This window comes from Nitratireductor sp. CH_MIT9313-5, from assembly GCF_037029545.1.
Lineage (GTDB): Bacteria > Pseudomonadota > Alphaproteobacteria > Rhizobiales > Rhizobiaceae > Chelativorans.
Map to the genome: position 1 here is coordinate 984,453 of NZ_JAYMER010000014.1, position 18,360 is coordinate 1,002,812.

An 18,360-nucleotide genomic window follows, 5' to 3' on the forward strand; every position below is an offset into this window, starting at 1 on the left:
CTACCGGTCCAGAACCTGGCGCAATTCCACGAGGTTGGAGCGTACGCGCAGAACGTAGAAGCCCATGGTTGCGAGGTGGGTTGGCATGATCCAGCCATCCTCGCGGCCATTGGAGATGATGGCTGGCGTGATCGTGAGTGCTGCGCGAAACTGGCCTTCGGTCGCTTCCCACAGCGACTCCAGAGAACGCTGTCGAATGACGTCGGCAAAGTCGGCTCCGGCGGCATCCAGAAGGCCGTAATAAGCATAGAGCTGACCATAGGCGAACCAGAAGCGGTCGTCGGCACGCGTATCGAACCAACCGCCATTGAAATTTTCCGATCGCTCACGCAGGATCGCCGAAGTCGAGCCGATATCGCTTGAGATGCGGTCCAGAAGCTGGATCAGATTGTCCGCGCGGGCATCAAATACGGCTTCGCAATTGGCCAGCGCATCGTTGAACTCACGGAAATTCTTGATCGACTGGCGATAGAAGCTTGGCGTCGGGGCTTTCGGGCCAAACGGGTTGAGGCCGAAATACCAAGTATCTTCGGAGAACTGGATGCTCTCACGCGCCTTCTGCAAGCGCGCATCGATCTGTGACGTTCCGCGCACGCGCCCAAGCGCATCGACCAGTTCAACAGCAATGCGACGAACGCCCTGGTTCACACCCCGCTGGAAGGCGGCCTTGTTGTCGAAGAAGGGCGTGTTGTCCCAATCGATGAAGAAGAAGCCCGTCTTGTAGAGAAGCATGGACGAAATCCACGCATTCTCATTGACGTTGAAGTCGGTCAGGTCGGCTGCGACCTCGACGATGGCAGAGCGCCCGCAGGTGCGCGTCTCGCCGCCTTCGGTCGCGTTGACCTGCTCGCCGGCCGAAACCGTGCGCTCGTCGAACTTGTAGGCTGCGGGATAGTCCGGATTGAAATTGGTCCAGACCTGCGTCTGCCACATGAAATAGATGTAGAGGCCCGCGAAGAGCAGGACGATAGAGCCGACGACTGCCTGCAGTATCCATCCGCGGTGACGATACCAGCGACCCAGTGCCAGAAACGGCCATGCGAGCCAGGCAAAAAGCCAGCCAATGCCAACACCGATCCAGTGAAAGATGCGGGTGAAGAATTCCACGATCGGTTCGAGCACCGCGTGCCTCCGTCAGACAAATCCAAGCGCCGGGCGCTTTCCTTTGGGTGAGATAGGCGGTTTGCAAAGCTTCTACAACCGCTGACTGTCCGCCCCGATCAACAGGCGCGCGGCGCGCCGGAGCTACTCAGCGGCAGCGAAACCCACCAGATCCTCGGGCTTCCAACGCCCCATCTCCTCTTCCCAATGCTTGCGGCAGAGCGAGACATAGACATCCTTGCCGATAGCCACCTGCTCGCCCTGCTTGGCCACCTTTCCGTCCGGTCCAAGCCGCACGACCATGTTCGCCTTGCGCCCGCAGCGGCAGATCGTGCGTACTTCACGCAACTCGTCGGCAATGGCGAGAAGCGCCTGCGACCCCTCGAACAGATTGCCTTGAAAATCGGTGCGCAGGCCGTAGCACATCACGGGAATGCCGAGCCGATCGGCCACGCGCGCAAGCTGCCAGACCTGCTCTTCCTGCAGGAACTGCGCCTCGTCCACGAAGACGCAGTGCGTGGTGGTATGGTCATGGTGTTCGGCAATCCGCGTGAAAAGATCATCACCGGAAACAAACATCTCCGCATCCGCTTCCAGCCCGATGCGCGAGGAGACGTAGCCGCCATCAGCCTTGCGGTAGTGTCCCGCCACGAACAGCATCGTGTTCATGCCGCGCTCACGGTAGTTGTAGGACGCCTGCAGGAGCATGGTCGTCTTACCGGCATTCATGGTGGCGTAATGAAAATAGAGCTTGGCCATGGCTTTTCGCTGTCTTTTGCCTAACTCTTTACCAGCACGAGACGCAGGAAAAAGCGGCAATGACCGGTCTTCCACCGATTAGGAGAAAAAGGCCGTTCCGACCGCCCTGCCCGGCTGGAATGTGGTGCTCGCCTTCCAAACAGGGCATTATGCGTCTAAAAGCACCCGCTCAAAGCAACAATGACAGGGAGAACCGTAATGATCCTGAAGCGTGCGACGACCCTCGCGCTTGCCGCAACCGCCGCCCTTCTCACCAGCCAGGCCTACGCGAAAGACCCGGAAGCCTGCCAGGAAGTGACGTTCTCCGATGTTGGCTGGACGGACATCACCGCCACCACCGCAACGGCATCGGTCGTGCTGGAGGCGCTGGGCTACGAGCCGGAGACGCAGGTTCTTTCCGTACCCGTGACCTACGCTTCGCTCGCCAATGGTGACGTCGACGTGTTCCTCGGCAACTGGATGCCGACCATGGAAGCCGACATCGCGAAATATCGCGAGGATGGCTCGGTCGAGACCATCGTCACCAATCTGGAAGGCGCGAAATACACGCTGGCCGTTCCCCAATACGCCTTCGATGCCGGCCTGAAGAGCTTCGAGGACATCGCGAAGTTTCAGGAAGAGCTCGACGGCAAGATCTACGGCATCGAGCCGGGCAATGACGGCAACCGCCTGATCCTCTCCATGATCGAGGAAGACGAGTTCGGCCTTGGCGAATTCGAGGTCGTGGAAAGCTCCGAAGCCGGCATGCTCTCGCAGGTCCGCCGTGCGGTGCAGAAGGAAGAGCCGATCGTCTTCCTCGGATGGGAGCCGCATCCGATGAACGCCAATGTGGAGATGGCATATCTTTCCGGCGGTGACGACGTGTTCGGCCCGAACTATGGCGGAGCGACGGTTCACACCAACACCCGCAAGGGTCTTGTTGAAGAATGCCCGAATCTCGGCAAGCTTCTGAAGAACATGGTCTTCTCGCTCGAGATGGAAAACGAGATCATGGGCGCCATCCTCGATGACGGCAAGAAGCCGAGGGACGCGGCAAGCGAATGGCTGAAGGCCAATCCGGACGCGCTTGGTCCGTGGCTTGAAGGCGTGACCACCTTCGAGGGCGAAGATGGCATGGCAGCCGTCAAGGCTGAGCTTGGTCTCTGATCAGAGCCGACTGAACTACGGGCATCCGAGATCATCGGATGCCCTTTCAACAACAGAAGGACGCAAACAACCTTATGGATCCCGTATCCGACTGGCTCGCTGACCGGAAAATTCCCATTGGTCGCTGGGGCCAGGACCTTTTCGATTTTCTCACCACCAATTTCGCCTGGGCCTTTGACGGCCTGGCTGAAGGTCTGGCAACCGTTCTGGAAGGTCTGACCGACCTTCTCATGGCCGTGCCCGCATTGGTCGTCGCGCTTGCAATAGCTGCATTGGCCTATGCGCTGCAGCGCTCATGGAAGCTCAGCATCGGCGTGTTTCTCGGCCTGCTCTTCATCATCAACCAGGACCTTTGGGAAGAAACCGTCGAGACGCTGGTGCTCGTCGTGGCCGCCACATTCGTCTCCATGGCGATCGGTGTACCGGTTGGCATCTGGGCCGCACACAATGCGCGCGTCTATCGCATTCTCCAGCCTGTGCTGGACCTGATGCAGACGCTGCCGACCTTTGTCTATCTGATACCCGTTCTCATCCTGTTTGGGCTCGGTGCGGCCCCCGGCGTGATCGTGACGGTGATCTTCGCCTCGCCCGCTCCGATCCGCCTTACCTATCTGGGCATCACCTCGGTGCCAAAGCCGATGCTTGAGGCCGGCCAGGCCTTTGGTGCGACCAAGATGCAGCTTCTGCGCAAGGTGGAACTGCCCGCCGCCATGCCTTCCATCATGGCTGGCCTCACGCAATGCATCATGCTTTCGCTATCCATGGTGGTGATCGCTGCACTGATCGGTGCCGATGGCCTGGGCAAGCCGGTGGTACGAGCGCTGAATACGGTGAACATTCCGCTTGGCCTTGAAGCAGGCCTTGCCATCGTGGTCCTTGCCATCATCCTCGACCGAATGGCGCGCATCGGGGGGCAGGGCAAATGAGTACGGCTATCGACTTCAAGGATGTCGACATCATTTTCGGCACCCAACGTGAGCAGCAGGCAGCCCTGCCGCTGGTGGATGCAGGCAAGTCACGCGAGGAGATACTTGCGGAAACGGGAGCGGTTCTTGGCTGCGCCGGCTGCAATCTGACCGTCGAACGCGGCGAGATCTCCGTGCTGATGGGCCTCTCCGGCTCCGGCAAGTCCACGCTTCTGCGTGCGGTGAACCGGCTGAACGAGACGACCCGCGGCGAAGTGATCGTCAATGACGGTGAATGGCAGGCCAATGTCACAAGCGCGAACGCGGGCGAACTGCGCCGCATTCGCCGCGAATGTGTGGCAATGGTGTTCCAGCAATTCGCACTCCTGCCCTGGCGAACCGTAGCCGAAAATGTCGGTTTCGGGCTGGAGCTTGCAGGTGTCCCTGCCAGGGAACGCCGCGAACGCATCCTGGCGCAGCTTGAACTGGTGCATCTGGAAGACTGGGCCGACAAATATGCCCATGAGCTTTCAGGCGGAATGCAGCAGCGCGTCGGCCTTGCCCGTGCATTCGCGACAGAAGCGCCAATCCTGCTCATGGATGAACCGTTTTCTGCGCTCGATCCGTTGATCCGCACCAAGCTGCAGGATGAGTTGATGGAGCTGCAGTCGCGGTTGAAGAAGACTATCCTCTTCGTCAGCCACGATCTGGAGGAAGCGCTGAAAATCGGCAACCGCATCTCCATCATGGAAGGCGGTCGCATCATCCAGACCGGTGCGCCGGAAGACATCGTGCTCAATCCGGAGACGGATTATGTGCGCGACTTCATCGCCAATGTGAACCCGCTCTCGGTGCTGACGGCATGGAACGTCATGCGCGATGCGCGTGATCTCGAAAATGCCGGAGAAGGCTGGCTGTGGCTCGACCGCAGACGCACGACCCGCTTCAAGTTCGACGAGAACATGCTGGTGGTGGATGCAGAGCGCAACGGCAAACCGGCGATATGGGTGTCTTGCGACAATATGGAGCGGCTGCCGGAGGACAAGCCGAAGGTCTATTGGGCGACCGCTGGCACACCGCTTAAGACGGTAATGCAGGCCATGCACCAGTCGCAGACGGCACCGGTTGCGCTCTTCGACGAGAAGTCCCGCTTTGTTGGCGCCATTGGTATCCGCGACGCGCTCAAAGCCGTTTTGCGCCGCTGATAACGACCACACCTGAACCTTTCGCGGCACCCGGCGACCAGCTAGGGTGCCGCTTTGGTTTGTACCATTCGGGAGGCGTTACAGCATGAATCCATCAGGCCACGTGGCATTGATCACCGGCGGCGGCTCCGGTCTTGGCGAGGCAACTGCCCGCGCGCTTGCAGCTAGAGGCGCGAAGGTCGCTCTTGCCGACATCCAGGTCGAGCGGGCAGCGCAGGTGGCTGACGAGATTGGTGGTATTGCGGTCAAATGCGATGTAACCAGCGAAGAAGATGGCCAGGCAGCCATTCTCGCAGCAGCAGAGAAACTTGGCGCCCCACGCATTCTGGTCAATTGCGCCGGTATCGCGGTTGCAGTGAAGACCGTCGGCAAGGACGGCCCGCACCCGCTTGATCTCTACCGCAAGGTCATCGAGATCAATCTGCTTGGCACCTTCAACATGATCCGCCTCTTCGCTGCGGCAGCGCAGGACCTCGACCCGCTGGAGGGTGGCGAGCGCGGCGTGATCGTCAACACGGCATCGGTCGCGGCCTTTGACGGGCAAATTGGCCAGGTTGCCTACTCCGCATCCAAGGGCGGTGTTGTTGGAATGACGCTGCCGATAGCGCGCGATTTGTCCCGGTCCGGCATCCGCGTGTGCACCATCGCTCCGGGCATTTTCAAGACGCCGATGATGGCCGGCCTGCCAGAGGACGCGCAAGCCTCGCTGGGACAACAGGTCCCCTTCCCGCCCCGCCTTGGCGAGCCGTCCGAATATGCGCAACTGGCCTGCCACATCGTGGAAAACCAGATGCTGAATGGCGAAACGATCCGCCTCGACGGCGCGATCCGCATGGCGCCGCGCTGATCCGATGGCAGGCCCGCTCCAAGGCATTCGTGTAATCGAGATGGCGGGGCTTGGCCCCGTGCCTCTGGCCGGTTTAATGCTGTCGGAGATGGGGGCGGAGGTGGTGCGTGTCGAACGCATCAACCCCGCCCGCGCCTTTCTGGACGTGAAGCCCGAACACGATCTCGACCGCCACGGCCGACATGTTCTGCGCGTGGATCTGAAAAGCGAAGCCGGCCGCGACCTTCTCCTGCGCATGGGCGAAAAGGCCGATATCCTGATGGAAGGTTTCAGGCCGGGAGTGATGGAGCGGCTGGGACTGGGCCCGCAGGACTTCGCCGCCCGAAATCTCGCACTCATCTATGGCCGCATGACCGGCTTCGGTCAGAAGGGTCCGTTGGCTGACCGTGCCGGTCACGACCTGACCTATCTCGCGCTTTCAGGCGTGCTGTCCATGATTGGCCCCAATGGCGGCAAGCCTGTGCCACCGCTCAACCTTGTCGGCGACTATGGCGGAGGGACCATGTTCCTGCTGACCGGGCTGCTGGCCGCACTTATCGAACGCGGCCGCACAGGCAAGGGTCAGGTGGTGGACGCTGCGATGGTTGATGGCGCCTCCATGCTCGCATTGTCCTTTTTCGGTTTCACGAAAGCCGGGATCTGGCAGGAGAAGCGCGGCGAAAACCTGCTCGACGGCGGCGCACCCTTCTATGACACATACGAGACCGCGGATGGTGCCCATCTTGCCGTCGCATGCCTGGAGCCGCAGTTCTTCGCCGAGTTTTCGCGCCTGCTGCCGCTCGAAGAACCATTTGCTACCAACCAGTATGACCGCAAGCTGTGGCCAGAAATGCGTAAGGCCATAGCCCGGCGGCTGAAGGAACGTACACGTGACGAATGGGAGACGCTTTTTGCGCCCACCGATGCCTGCGTGGCGCCTGTCCTGTCGCTCAGCGAGGCGGCGCAGCACCCGCATAACCGCGCACGCAACGCACATGTGAATGTCGGAGACCTGACGCGACCTGCACCCGCTCCGCGCTTCTCTTCAAGCGATACCGTTCCCGCGGGCCTGGCCGAGCCTGCGAGCGACCTTTCTTCCTTCGGGATCGACGAGAAGGAGATGGAAGAGCTTGTACAGGCAGGCGTGATCGGCGATTGACTTGACCGAGCGTTCACCAGACGCCGGGAGTCACGCGTGATGAAGGAAAAGCCGAGCCCCATCAGGCCAACCGATGCCAATGCGATTGCCCTGGCGCGCCACCTTTTGCGCGTCGCGCGCTTCGGGGCATTGGCCACGCTTGATCCAGGGGATGGACTGCCACAAGTCACCCGGGTGGCGGTGGCTACGGACCATGACGCCGCCCCGCTCTTGCTCATCTCCGACCTTGCCGCACACACCAGGGCGCTTGCTGACAATCCCGCCTGCGCCCTGCTTCTGGGCGAGCCCGGCAAGGGCGATCCGCTTGCCCATCCGCGATTGAGCGTCAAGGCAACGGCGCAAAGGGTAGATGAGGCAGATGTTACAAAGCTGCGCCGGCGCTATCTTGCCCGGCACCCGAAGGCGGCACTTTACGTCGAATTCGCAGACTTCGCCTTCTATCGGCTTGAACCGGTTTCGGCGCTCCTGAATGCCGGCTTCGGCAAGGCATATGAGCTGACACGCGACGACTTGCTCCTGTCGGTACCGGAGGGATTCGCGGAGATGGAGTGTCACCTGCGGGCAGAAATCGGGCATGAGGAACTGCTGGCAATCCTGCCGGATCATTCACGTTCCACGGGCGACAGGTGGCACATTGGCACCATCGATCCGGAAGGCATTGTCCTGGTGTCGGGTGACAAGGTGGTGCGGGTGACATTTCCCACCCCTGTCCCTATAGCAACCGACCTCCCCCAGATGATTGCGACCTTTTGCAAACGGGCAGACAGGACATGAGCCGACAGCTGATCGAAATCACCGATCCAAACGATGAGCGCATCGCGCCCTACCGCAATATTCGCGAGCGCGATCTTGTCGGGCGGCAGGGGCTTTTTATCGCCGAGGGTCGCGTGGTGCTGAATGTGTTGTTCTCGACCAGCCGGTTTCGCGCACAATCCCTGTTTCTGCGCGACAATCGCGTCGCCGGTACAAGCGACCTTCTCGAACGCGTGCCGCCGGAGGTTCCCATCTATGTGGCCGGTGGCGAGATCATGGACGAAATCGCGGGCTTCAACATCCATCGCGGCATACTTGCCGTGGGCGAGAAAGGTGATGAACCTGCGGCAGAAGCACTGCTAGACAGCCTGCCGGAGAAGGCGCTGGTGGTGGCGCTGAGCGCGATTGCCAATCACGACAATTTGGGTGCGATCTTCCGCAATGCCGCAGCCTTTGGAGCAGACGCGGTGCTGCTCGACAGCGATTGCTGTGATCCGCTTTACCGCAAGGCAATCCGGGTATCCGTGGGAGCCGCACTGAAAGTGCCCTTCGCCAATGCTGGCAAGGCGCAGGACATGACAGCGCTGCTTCATTCTCGTGGTTTTGAAGTGCTGGCCATGACTCCGCAAGGCGAAAAGGATGTCAGCGAGATCGCGCGCACAAACCGCACGGCGCTACTCTTGGGCGCGGAGGGACCCGGCCTTGATGCAGGCCTTCTGGAGAGCTGGCCCACAGTCAGAATTTCGATGCGGGACGATTTCGACAGTCTGAATGTCGCGACAGCTTCGGCCATTGCGCTGCATCATCTTTGGCTGAAACGCTGACTATTCGGCAGGGGCTGTTGCACGGCGCAGAGCCTTGACCCGGTCGGCCAGGCTCGTCGTGGCCGCCTGCGGGTCCTGCGCCGCCTCGCTCTCAATCGCGGAAATTATGGGCGAATCCGGCCCCTCCAGCGCCGCCGTGATCGTAACCACCTCGGCCGCCAGAGCCGCGATCTGTTCGCGAAGCTCTGCATCATTGTCTGTGCCCTGGCTTTCGGTCAGGGCCGCGCGCAGCCGGCGGTTTTCCTCAACGACAGCTGCAAGACGCGTTTTCAGGCGGTCTTCGGCAGGATTGGCACCCGAAGGCTCCGCACCATCGGCAAGAAGACTGGAGATCTGTAGCGAAAGATCTGCCGCCTTTGCTTCAAGCCGGGCATTTTCTTCCTGAAGCGCAGCCATTTTCGTCGCTCCACCATCATCAGCCATGTTGTTCTCCCGCAGCCTTGTCTTGAGGAGCGTGATTTCGCGCTGTTTGCGCTCAAGTGCTTCTTCACGCGTCGACGCCTGGGACATCATGCGCTCGTTGCGACGCTCTAGATCCTTGGCGCGTTTCTCGGCGAGCTTGAGTGCATTCTCGACCTGCTTGCGCCTGGAGCTTGCCTCACGCAGATCGGCGCGCGCCTGTTTGCGCTCATCACGCAGCACCGCAACCGATTTCTTGAGTCGCTCAATGTCGCTGTCGCGCGAGACGATATCCAGTTCCAGTCTGCTGAGCTTCAGGCTGGCCTCCTCATAGGAGCCCGACAGGTTTTCGATTTCCCGCGCCTGTTCCTGGATTTTTGCATCCGCCTGCTCAAGCCGCAGCTTGAAGGAAGCGGCTTCGGCCTCGGATGCAGAGAGTTTTTCCTGGGTCTGCGACAACTCGCTTTCGCGCTGTGCCAGATTTTCGGCAAGTGCGGCTTCGCGTTCGCCCGCCTCCGTCAGCTCCACCTTCTGCTGATTGATCGTGACCAGATCACTCGCCGCCTTCTTTTTCTGCGCCTCGACTTGCATCTCAAGGCGGCGAACGGCCATGGCCTGCTCGGCGCGCTGCGCGTCGATTGCGGCATTGAGCTCGTCACGGGACAGGGGGAGCTGCGCTTCCAGCCGCTTGCGCGCAAGCTCGCCTGCACGACGCCAAAGGGCGGGCGCAACAAGCACCGCCAGCAATGCGGCTGCGAGAAATCCAAGGGCAAAGACAAGAATATTCTGGATCACGTGATCAGGACCGGGCTCTACAGGAACGTTTCAGCTTCGCATGCCTGGCCGCCAGAAATCCAGAGGAGTCATGCCGGCATGGTTACACCGGCATAACGCTTGGCTGCCCGACAGGTTCAAAAAGGGTTCCAGGTCGGCCGCGCGGTCATCTTCAGATAACCCAGATTGACGCCAAGACGCGCGCCGACACCTGTGCGGATCGGCACCACCAGAACATTCTGGTTCTTCAGGACGTTAAAGCCGAGGCCAGCCACCACATAGGCCGAACCGGCGACACCGCCATAGCGGCGGTAAAGACTGCCGACCTGATCGAGATTGTAGACCAGCACCATGACGCGCGATCCCTGCGCACCGAAATCCCAGCCGACCGAAGGCCCCTGCCAGTACACCGGATGGTCGCCCGCATTCTTCGTGTAAAGCGTACCCTCGCCATAGGTCAGACCGCCGATAATGGCACCGGAGCCTTCCGAGCCGAGTACATAGCCGTTGGGCAGGCCATACATGGAGAAGATTTTCTCCACCACCGTAGCCAGGCCGCCGGTGGTCGCACCGAAGAAATTGTCACCCGCCTGCACGATCTCGTCCATCGTGTAGCCGTTCTGCTGCGCCTTGGCAGGTACAGTTGCAAAAATGCAGGCTGCCACAAGCATGGAAAGTGCGGCAAAGGCACGTGAAAAAGAGCTCAGGGAAGAAAACATCGTACTCTCCGTTGTGAAGCAACAGCGCGCTTGGGCGCCGCAGCGGCTTCCGCAACCCCGCCCGGGACGGATATCTCGTTTTGGAGATTAATCCGTAATCCTTTTTCAACCATTAAAGCTTCCCCTTGTCGGTGACGCTGACTGGCTGAATTCTTGCCGCTCGCCCTGCCATGTGTAATCAACTTGCAGACGGGCAGAAGCACTGATTCGCCCTTTTCTTGACGCTGCTCATTGTTCGAATTTTCACCCCAGACGGGACGGCCTGACCATGAATGATATCTTCACCCTCAGCGCGACGGACCTTGGTGCCCTGCTGTGCAGCCGGGTCTGCCACGACATCATCTCTCCGGTTGGCGCAATCAATAACGGCCTGGAGCTTCTGGACGAAGGTGGTGCTGACGAAGATGCGATGCAGCTGATCCGCGCCAGCGCGGTCAATGCCTCCGCCCGCCTCCAGTTCGCTCGCATTGCCTTCGGCGCTGCCGGTTCCGCCGGCATGCAGATCGACACGGGCGATGCGGAAGCCGTTGCAACCGCCTTCATTCGCAATGAAAAGCCTGAGCTGGAATGGATCGGCACCCGCGCCCTCCTGCCCAAGAACAAGGTCAAGCTTCTGCTGAACCTGCTCCTGGTTGCCAATGCCGCCATCCCGCGCGGAGGGAAGCTGACCGTGCGCCTGGAGGATGTGGAGACCGAGCCGCGCTTCGAGATCCGGGCGCACGGCCCGATGGTACGCGTGCCGCCGAAATTCCTTGAGCTGCATGGCGGTCGCACGCCGGAAGACGGCATTGATGCCCATAGCGTTCAATTCTACTACACGCTGCTTCTGGCGCGTGAGACGGGGCTGGCCATCACCATTCGCGCAAGTGCCGAAGAGATCCTTCTATCCGCAGCACCGGCCCAAAAATCAGGCATTTAAGCAGAATTTAACCAAGCTCGTTCGCCTTCGCTTTACAACGTTCTGCTACCTTACTTTCTGAAGCGGCGGGTAAGCCCCCGCCGTCGAAAGAGGGACCTGGGAACATGAAGCGCTGCCTGATCGTCGATGACTCAAGTGTCATACGCAAGGTTGCAAAACGCATCCTGACGGCGTCCGACATGCTTGTGGCAGAAGCGGCCACCGGCCAGGAAGCCTATGAGATCTGTCTGCACGAGATGCCGGAAGTCATCATTCTAGACAGCCTCCTGCCCGACGTGGAATCATCGGAACTGATCGGACGCGTCATGGCAATAGATCCGGCCAGGAAGCCGCATATCCTGCTCTGCTGCAGCGAATTGGATATCGGTCCGATCATGCGCGCCAAGCGTGCAGGCGCACGCGGCTATATGCTCAAGCCCTTTACGCGGGCGCAGCTTCTGGAAAATTTCCGTGAATTGCGGCTCACGGATGCGGCCTGATAGCCGCTCCGTCCAGTCCCTAACCCTTCAGCACTGGCCAGAACAGACAAAACCCGGCTCGAAAGGCCGGGTCTTGGAGTGAAATCAATTCACTATCGCTGAGCGATCAGGCGCTCTCGCGGACCTCTTCCGGCTCGCGCAGCACATAGCCGCGGCCCCAGACAGTCTCGATGTAATTCTGGCCACCGGATGCGGTGTCCAGCTTCTTGCGAAGCTTGCAGATGAAGACGTCGATGATCTTCAGTTCCGGCTCATCCATTCCACCATAAAGATGGTTGAGGAACATTTCCTTGGTGAGCGTGGTGCCCTTGCGCAACGAGAGCAACTCCAGCATCTGGTATTCCTTGCCGGTCAGATGCACACGCTGACCACCAACTTCCACCGTCTTGGCATCCAGATTGACCACCAGATCGCCCGTCGTGATGATCGATTGGGCATGGCCCTTGGAGCGGCGCACAATGGCGTGAATACGAGCAACAAGCTCATCCTTGTGGAATGGCTTGGTCATGTAATCGTCTGCGCCGAAGCCCAGGCCGCGAACCTTGTCCTCAATGCCAGCCATGCCGGAGAGGATGAGGATTGGTGTCTTCACCTTGGAAAGGCGGAGCGTACGAAGCACCTCGTAACCCGACATGTCCGGCAGATTAAGATCCAGCAGGATGATGTCGTAGTCGTAGAGCTTGCCGAGATCCACGCCTTCTTCACCGAGATCGGTGGTGTAGACGTTGAAGCTCTCCGATTTCAGCATCAACTCGATGCTCTGTGCGGTTGCACTGTCGTCTTCAATCAACAGAACGCGCATGTCTTTCCCCTTCTCCGCCGCCGCCCCGGGTCGCCAGACCACCGGAAACTGCGACGTGTGTCGCCTGAATCGGAGGCTGCCAGTTAATGGTTAACAAAATCTGTTTCATCCTTGCAAGCGCTAACATCGCTTTTGAGAATGTCCGGGCACATCGTTGAATCCAAATATTGAATCACTTTCGCTGCATCCCCAGAAACTGTGTCTTTCACCAAGCCCGCGCGAGGTACCTCGAAACTGCCGCACGATTTTTACCGGACCTTAAGTGATGACCCGTATGATTAACGATGCCCGTAAACGAATGGTTACCGGGCAGTAAGAATTTTAGGGATTTGTTTCCCATTTCCGCGCAGGACTCTTCTTTAAGGCCAGGGCGGTGGGGGATCATGTATCGGCCGATGACCGGCCTTGTGTGTAAGCGGTGTGGGAGTTGTGTCATGAAATCGCGTGAAAATCTTGTCCGGCTCAAGCAATTTCAGGTTAATGAGAAGCGGCGAAGGCTGGCACAACTCGACACGATGATGGCCGAGTTCGAGCGCATGGCCAACGAACTCGATGCGCAGATCGTGGCCGAGGAAACCAAGGCCGGCATCACCGATCAGAGCCATTTCGCCTATCCGACATTCGCGAAGGCAGCCCGCCTGCGCCGCGACAATCTGCGCACTTCGCAGAACGAGCTTGCCGAACAGAAGGCCCAGGCCGAGGCGGAACTTGCCGAGAGCGAAGCAGAGCTGAAGAAGGCCGAGGCTTTGGAAATGCGCGACGGAAAGCGCACGGGCGACAGCGACGGCGAAACCTCCCGCGCCATGGTCGGCTGAGGCGTCCGGATCCGAAATCACAGATGATGCATTCAAGCGGGCGTGATCACGTCCGCTTTTTTGCGCTTCAAGCTGCGTTGTGCCACCAGAATTGCCCTAAGGCGGAACTGAAAAAACCCCGCCGGTAGCACCGACGGGGTTTTTGTTCGTTCGCGTATCGCTTTTGGATCAGTGCCTGTATTGCTGGATGCGCGTGGTACGCAGCCCCTGCAGACCATGATCCTCGATGGAGGCCTGCCAGGACAGGAACTCTTCCACCGTCAGACGATAACGCTGGCACGCTTCCTCCAGGCTCAACAGCCCGCCACGGACGGCAGCAACAACTTCCGCCTTGCGACGGATGACCCACCGGCGAGTATTCGTCGGCGGCAGGTCGGCAACCGTCAGTGGGCTGCCGTCAGGCCCAATGACATATTTCACACGTGGTCGTACCAGATCGGTCATCGTACTCTCTACACTAACCAAGACCCAATCAACGTCACATTAGCGCCGCGGTTTTAAGATTTGCCTAAACGCTCGGTAACAGTAAGGTAAGACTCCTGAATCCGGCGTTAGGGATTTGTTTGGAGTTTTCTTCAAATGCCGAATAGTCCATTCGGACTGGATCGGACTGTCCCCGCTGGCACGACGCCGCGCCATTGCCTATATTGAGGCCCAGCTTGACCCGGCGCACCGGCATTGGCATGAACCGCCTGCGCTGCGCCCTGAAATTTTCGCGAAAGACGGAAAGCCCTGATCATGAACAGCCTGGACCTGCCTGGACGCCCGGAGGATACACGCATTGTCGTGGCCATGTCCGGTGGTGTGGATTCCTCGGTCGTAGCCGGCATTCTGGCCAAACAGGGCTATGAGGTCGTCGGCGTGACGCTGCAGCTTTATGACCACGGCGCGGCCACCCATCGCCCCGGTTCCTGCTGTGCAGGCCAGGATATCGAGGATGCACGCCGCGTCTCCGAAACGCTCGGCATCGCCCACTATGTTCTCGACTACGAGCAGCGTTTTCGCGATGCGGTGATCAATCCTTTCGCAGAAAGCTATGTGGCTGGTGAAACGCCCATCCCCTGCGTTGCGTGCAACCAGACGGTCAAGTTTGCCGATCTACTTGCCACCGCCCGCGACCTTGGTGCCGATGCACTGGCGACCGGCCATTATATCCGCAGCCGCCAGAACGGCGCGCACCGCGCCCTGATGCGCCCTGTGGATGCGGACCGCGACCAGAGTTACTTCCTGTTTGCGACCACTCAGGAACAGATCGACTATCTGCGTTTTCCGCTCGGCGAACTGTCCAAGCCGGAAGTGCGCAAGATTGCGGAAGACATGGGACTGTCGGTGGCAAACAAGCAGGACAGCCAGGACATCTGCTTCGTTCCGCAGGGAAAATATTCCGACATCATCGCCAAGCTGCGCCCCGATGCAGCGCGCGCAGGCGAGATCGTCCATATCGACGGGCGCAAGCTTGGCCGACATGAAGGCATCATGCATTACACCATCGGCCAGCGTCGCGGCATCGGTGTTGCGGCAGGCGAGCCGCTTTACGTCGTGCATCTGGATGCAGCCAATGCGCGTGTTGTGGTGGGGCCACGAGAAGCGCTGGAGACGCGCCGGCTTTACCTGCGCGACGTGAACTGGCTGGGTGACGGCCCCCTTGCTGACATTCCGGCAAAGGGAATGGAAGTGTTCGCCAAGGTACGCTCCACGCGCCCGCCCTCCCCGGCGACCGTTTATCACAAAGATGGCCAGACCTTTGTCGATCTGCAGGAAGGCGAGGCCGGCGTCGCTCCGGGTCAGGCCTGCGTGCTCTACTCCGACGAAGGCAATGAGGCGCGTGTTTATGGCGGCGGCTTCATAGAACGTTCTGAACGCTCAAGCACCGCGGAAGCCCAGCTTGCCAAGCTGGCGCAGACGGCCTGAGACCAGTCATTCAGCACGCAGACATTTTTTCGGGGCGCTCAAAAGGCGCCCCTTGTCAATTGTGGGATATCGTACCGGCAGTGAGGATGCGCAGAACGTCGATGGCTTCCTCGCCCGTGGTGCGCGGCTTCTGGCGCGTTTCGATGCAGGAGATGAAATGCTCAAGCTCCCGCGTCAGCGGCATCCCGTCTTCCACGGGCACATAGGTGGGCTCGTTGGTCGTGAACGCCCACTGGCCCGAATCCTGCCAGACCGCATGGCGATAGACGGCAAGCTTGCGGCCCCAGGGCTCCACATCGTCAAAAACAGCCATCGCCTTGTCACCGACGACAGTCAGGCGGCGCTCACGATAGGGGTTGAGTCGTGAAGTGAAAAGATGGCTGCGCAGACCGTTGGCAAAGCGCATGTGCAGATGCGCGAAATCACTCAGATTATCGAGCAGCGCCGCCCCCTCCCCACGCACCTCCACCGGCGCAGCACCGGTGATCGCGAGAATCATGGACAGATCATGCGGGGCGAGATCCCACAGCGCATCATTTTCGGTATGGAACTTGCCAAGCCCGAGACGGTGCGAGTGGATGTAGCGCACCTCGCCAAGCTCACCCTGGTCGATCAATGCCTTGAGCTTTTCGAAAGCGGGATGAAAACGCAGCACATGCCCGACCATGAAGACCGTTCCGGCCTCATGTGCGGCAGCCACCGACTTCTCCGCATCATCAACCGTAAGCGCGATAGGCTTCTCCACCAGCATGTCCTTGCCGGCGGCCGCTGCGCGCAGCGCGTATTCGGCATGGAACTGCGGCGGCAACGCCATCACAATGGCATCCACATCCTCGCGCTCGAAAAGCGCATCCGGCGCGACGGCCCGGCAGTCATGCTCGCTCGCAAAGCCTTCGGCGCGCGCGCTGTTGGCATCGGAGACGGCTGCAAGCGCGCCCAATGATTTGAGTGTGCGGATGTGATTGGAGCCCCAATATCCGCATCCAAGAACTGCAATACGCGGTTTCATACAAAGGTCACACTGGTTCGATGGTGCTGAGACATATCGGTGCAGGCCGCTCAACTCAAGCCCGGGAACGGGTGACATGGCGCCGCGCAAAGCTGCTTATTGTTTTTTGGCTAATTGGCGCATGAGGCGGGTTGACACGCGAACACCCAGAACCTTATATCCGCCCGTCTTCCGCGCCGCACCCAAGCGACGCAGCCGAAGCCGGGAAGGCGGAGTAGCTCAGTCGGTTAGAGCAGAGGAATCATAATCCTTGTGTCGGGGGTTCGAGTCCCTCCTCCGCTACCACTAGAAGCACGCTAGTAACATCAAGCAGTTACGAGGAACGGAGGTTCCGATGACTGTGAGACATCTCGCATTACTGTTGGTGAGAATGTCATGGCTTGTGCTTCCTATCTTTCCCGCCGTGATGGCCGTTACTATCTGCAGGTTCGTCTTAGCCGTACGCCTGCCAGCCTGCTCGGCAAACAGCTCTATAGAGTCTCGTTAAGGACCAGCGATTATCGTCAAGCTCGTATCCGTCTTTCCGAGCATCTGGGCTGGATCCACAGAATGAATGACAGCGTCGACTACGCCTCGCTCTTCCAGAAAAACGTCCGGGAGCTGGAGGCCTACCTGCAGGACCCGTGGCCATTGTCGCCAGAGCGACTGCAGGCGCGCCAGAACTATGAAGAGCTTCTGAAGAATTTGAACCGCCGGGCGCAGGCTGCCAACTGCGATCCCACCATGATCGAGCCCGATTTCGTCGACCTCCTGAACCTCTTCGTTCGACAGAATGTGGATGCGGAAAGTCACCTGCGTCAGCAGGAGAAGGTCGAGGCTTATGAACGCGGAAGGAGGGAGACATTACACGCTCAAGCTCATGCCTCGGTGCCCGAAAGCTTCCGCAGAACCAGATCTGCACCTACTGCCGCTTCTCTCGATTCAGTAGCTAGCCATACATTGCCTCAACCAGCGCCTGCGCCTGTCGAACTAGAGAATCCAGAAAGAGCGAACGTTCACGCTCCCGTTGAGCCGTCAGTTCCTGAACTGGAGCAACTTGTTCCTGAACAAGAAGAGCCTCCTGCTCCTGCCCTCGCCCCCACTCCTGCCTCCTCTCTGGAGCTGGAGCTGGAGCCGGAGCCAGAGCGAGAAGCTCTGACTTTCTCCAAAGCCCTGGAGGAGTATCTCGAGCAGGACACCGCAAGAGGTGGCAATGCCGATGCGCGTTCCGTGGTAAAGCTGATCGTGCAGTTCCTCATCGACATCATGGATGATCCGGTGGTCGCGGAGTTTGACGGCGACAGAGCTGCAAAGCTCGATCGCATGCTGCCAGACATTCCCAACAGGCAGAACGTGCCACGGGAGCATGCAAGCTCTCTTGCCGGGAGATACAGGTACGCACGAGAGCACGGATGGGATGATCTCACGCGCCTCACGGAAGCGCGGCTGCGCAACGGCTACCACAACGCATTGTCGAAATTCTTCGGCTGGCTGATCGAACGCGGCTATTACCCGCACCCCAAGCCCGTGTTCAAGCATGTCAGCAACGACAATCTTGTCTCGCTGCCAAGAGACGCCTTCGACGACAGCGAGATCGAGAAGATTTTTTCGCAGCCACTCTTCACAGGTTGCCTGAGCGATAAGCGCATCTGGCAGCCTGGCAAATACTTCATCCAATCACACCTCTATTGGGGCTATCTACTGCTTCTTCTCACGGGGCTTCGTCCAGGGGAACTGGGGCAGCTGGAACTGAACGACATCGTGGAGAAGGATGGCATCCACTATCTCTATCTGCGTGGTTTCGATCCCGCGAAGGGTCGCGTCGCCAAGAAGGACGTAAAACGCTACAAAACCCCATCATCACAGCGCGTGATCC

The 18,360-nt window shown here is 59.6% G+C and carries 18 protein-coding genes, 1 tRNA gene and 1 pseudogene; 13 read left to right on the forward strand and 7 right to left on the reverse strand.

The window, feature by feature from the left end; all coding sequences use genetic code 11:
* Positions 1-1,122 carry a DUF2333 family protein gene (locus WA367_RS12330; protein ID WP_336057025.1) on the reverse strand — a complete coding sequence of 374 codons (1,122 nt, stop codon included), beginning with the start codon at positions 1,120-1,122 and terminating at the stop codon, positions 1-3.
* Between the two features lie 123 nt (positions 1,123-1,245).
* Positions 1,246-1,860 carry a thymidine kinase gene (locus WA367_RS12335; protein ID WP_336057026.1) on the reverse strand — a complete coding sequence of 205 codons (615 nt, stop codon included), beginning with the start codon at positions 1,858-1,860 and terminating at the stop codon, positions 1,246-1,248.
* A 198-nt stretch (positions 1,861-2,058) separates the two neighbouring features.
* Between WA367_RS12335 and WA367_RS12340 the strand changes: the two genes are divergently transcribed.
* From WA367_RS12340 to WA367_RS12370, 7 genes are all read left to right on the forward strand, one after another.
* Entirely contained in the window at positions 2,059-3,006 is a 948-nt protein-coding gene (locus WA367_RS12340) for a choline ABC transporter substrate-binding protein (RefSeq protein ID WP_336057027.1), read from the forward strand.
* 74 nt (positions 3,007-3,080) lie between these two features.
* Entirely contained in the window at positions 3,081-3,932 is an 852-nt protein-coding gene (gene choW, locus WA367_RS12345; protein WP_336057126.1) for a choline ABC transporter permease subunit, read from the forward strand.
* A complete protein-coding gene (gene choV / locus WA367_RS12350; RefSeq protein ID WP_336057028.1) occupies positions 3,929-5,116 on the forward strand; it encodes a choline ABC transporter ATP-binding protein in 1,188 nt (395 codons plus the stop codon). The genes choW and choV overlap by 4 nt, the downstream gene beginning before the upstream one ends.
* Positions 5,117-5,201: 85 nt before the next feature.
* Positions 5,202-5,963, forward strand: a complete 762-nt coding sequence (locus WA367_RS12355) for a 3-hydroxyacyl-CoA dehydrogenase (protein WP_336057029.1) — start codon at positions 5,202-5,204, stop codon at positions 5,961-5,963.
* Complete coding sequence (locus tag WA367_RS12360; protein WP_336057030.1) at positions 5,914-7,101, forward strand: CaiB/BaiF CoA transferase family protein; 1,188 nt, start codon at positions 5,914-5,916, stop codon at positions 7,099-7,101. Before WA367_RS12355 ends, WA367_RS12360 begins: the two co-directional genes overlap by 50 nt.
* Positions 7,102-7,140: 39 nt before the next feature.
* A complete protein-coding gene (locus WA367_RS12365) occupies positions 7,141-7,875 on the forward strand; it encodes a HugZ family pyridoxamine 5'-phosphate oxidase (RefSeq protein ID WP_336057031.1) in 735 nt (244 codons plus the stop codon).
* A complete protein-coding gene (locus tag WA367_RS12370) occupies positions 7,872-8,678 on the forward strand; it encodes a TrmH family RNA methyltransferase (RefSeq protein ID WP_336057032.1) in 807 nt (268 codons plus the stop codon). The genes WA367_RS12365 and WA367_RS12370 overlap by 4 nt, the downstream gene beginning before the upstream one ends.
* Here the strand turns inward: WA367_RS12370 and WA367_RS12375 are convergent, their stop codons facing one another.
* Both WA367_RS12375 and WA367_RS12380 read right to left on the reverse strand, forming a co-directional pair.
* Positions 8,679-9,872 (reverse strand): hypothetical protein, encoded by a 1,194-nt coding sequence (locus tag WA367_RS12375; RefSeq protein ID WP_336057033.1) that lies wholly within the window; start codon positions 9,870-9,872, stop codon positions 8,679-8,681. It lies immediately after the preceding gene.
* 116 nt (positions 9,873-9,988) lie between these two features.
* Positions 9,989-10,570: a DUF1134 domain-containing protein gene (locus tag WA367_RS12380; protein ID WP_442935561.1), complete on the reverse strand. Its 582-nt coding sequence runs from the start codon at positions 10,568-10,570 to the stop codon at positions 9,989-9,991.
* A 268-nt stretch (positions 10,571-10,838) separates the two neighbouring features.
* Between WA367_RS12380 and chpT the strand changes: the two genes are divergently transcribed.
* The gene (chpT, locus tag WA367_RS12385) at positions 10,839-11,489 is read left to right on the forward strand and encodes a histidine phosphotransferase ChpT (RefSeq protein ID WP_336057034.1); all 651 of its coding nucleotides are present in this window, start codon (positions 10,839-10,841) and stop codon (positions 11,487-11,489) included.
* 104 nt (positions 11,490-11,593) lie between these two features.
* Complete coding sequence (locus tag WA367_RS12390) at positions 11,594-11,968, forward strand: response regulator (RefSeq protein WP_336057035.1); 375 nt, start codon at positions 11,594-11,596, stop codon at positions 11,966-11,968.
* Between the two features lie 106 nt (positions 11,969-12,074).
* On the opposite strand, the gene ctrA is transcribed toward WA367_RS12390, so the two are convergent.
* Positions 12,075-12,770: a response regulator transcription factor CtrA gene (ctrA, locus tag WA367_RS12395; protein WP_336057036.1), complete on the reverse strand. Its 696-nt coding sequence runs from the start codon at positions 12,768-12,770 to the stop codon at positions 12,075-12,077.
* Positions 12,771-13,204: 434 nt separating this feature from the next.
* Here ctrA and WA367_RS12400 point away from each other — a divergent pair, with 434 nt between their 5' ends.
* Positions 13,205-13,585 (forward strand): flagellar export protein FliJ, encoded by a 381-nt coding sequence (locus WA367_RS12400; protein ID WP_336057037.1) that lies wholly within the window; start codon positions 13,205-13,207, stop codon positions 13,583-13,585.
* Positions 13,586-13,753: 168 nt separating this feature from the next.
* On the opposite strand, the gene sciP is transcribed toward WA367_RS12400, so the two are convergent.
* On the reverse strand, positions 13,754-14,029 hold the full coding sequence (gene sciP / locus WA367_RS12405; protein WP_036479315.1) for a CtrA inhibitor SciP: 276 nt from the start codon (positions 14,027-14,029) through the stop codon (positions 13,754-13,756).
* A gap of 288 nt (positions 14,030-14,317) precedes the next feature.
* On the opposite strand from sciP, the gene mnmA reads away from it, so the two are divergent.
* The gene (mnmA, locus tag WA367_RS12410) at positions 14,318-15,496 is read left to right on the forward strand and encodes a tRNA 2-thiouridine(34) synthase MnmA (RefSeq protein WP_336057127.1); all 1,179 of its coding nucleotides are present in this window, start codon (positions 14,318-14,320) and stop codon (positions 15,494-15,496) included.
* 55 nt (positions 15,497-15,551) lie between these two features.
* Here mnmA and WA367_RS12415 read toward each other — a convergent pair whose 3' ends face one another.
* Positions 15,552-16,505 carry a Gfo/Idh/MocA family protein gene (locus WA367_RS12415; protein WP_336057038.1) on the reverse strand — a complete coding sequence of 318 codons (954 nt, stop codon included), beginning with the start codon at positions 16,503-16,505 and terminating at the stop codon, positions 15,552-15,554.
* A 208-nt stretch (positions 16,506-16,713) separates the two neighbouring features.
* Between WA367_RS12415 and WA367_RS12420 the strand changes: the two genes are divergently transcribed.
* Positions 16,714-16,790 (forward strand) — tRNA-Met (locus tag WA367_RS12420).
* A gap of 90 nt (positions 16,791-16,880) precedes the next feature.
* Positions 16,881-18,360 (forward strand): annotated as a pseudogene (locus tag WA367_RS12425) (hypothetical protein); the annotation flags it as partial.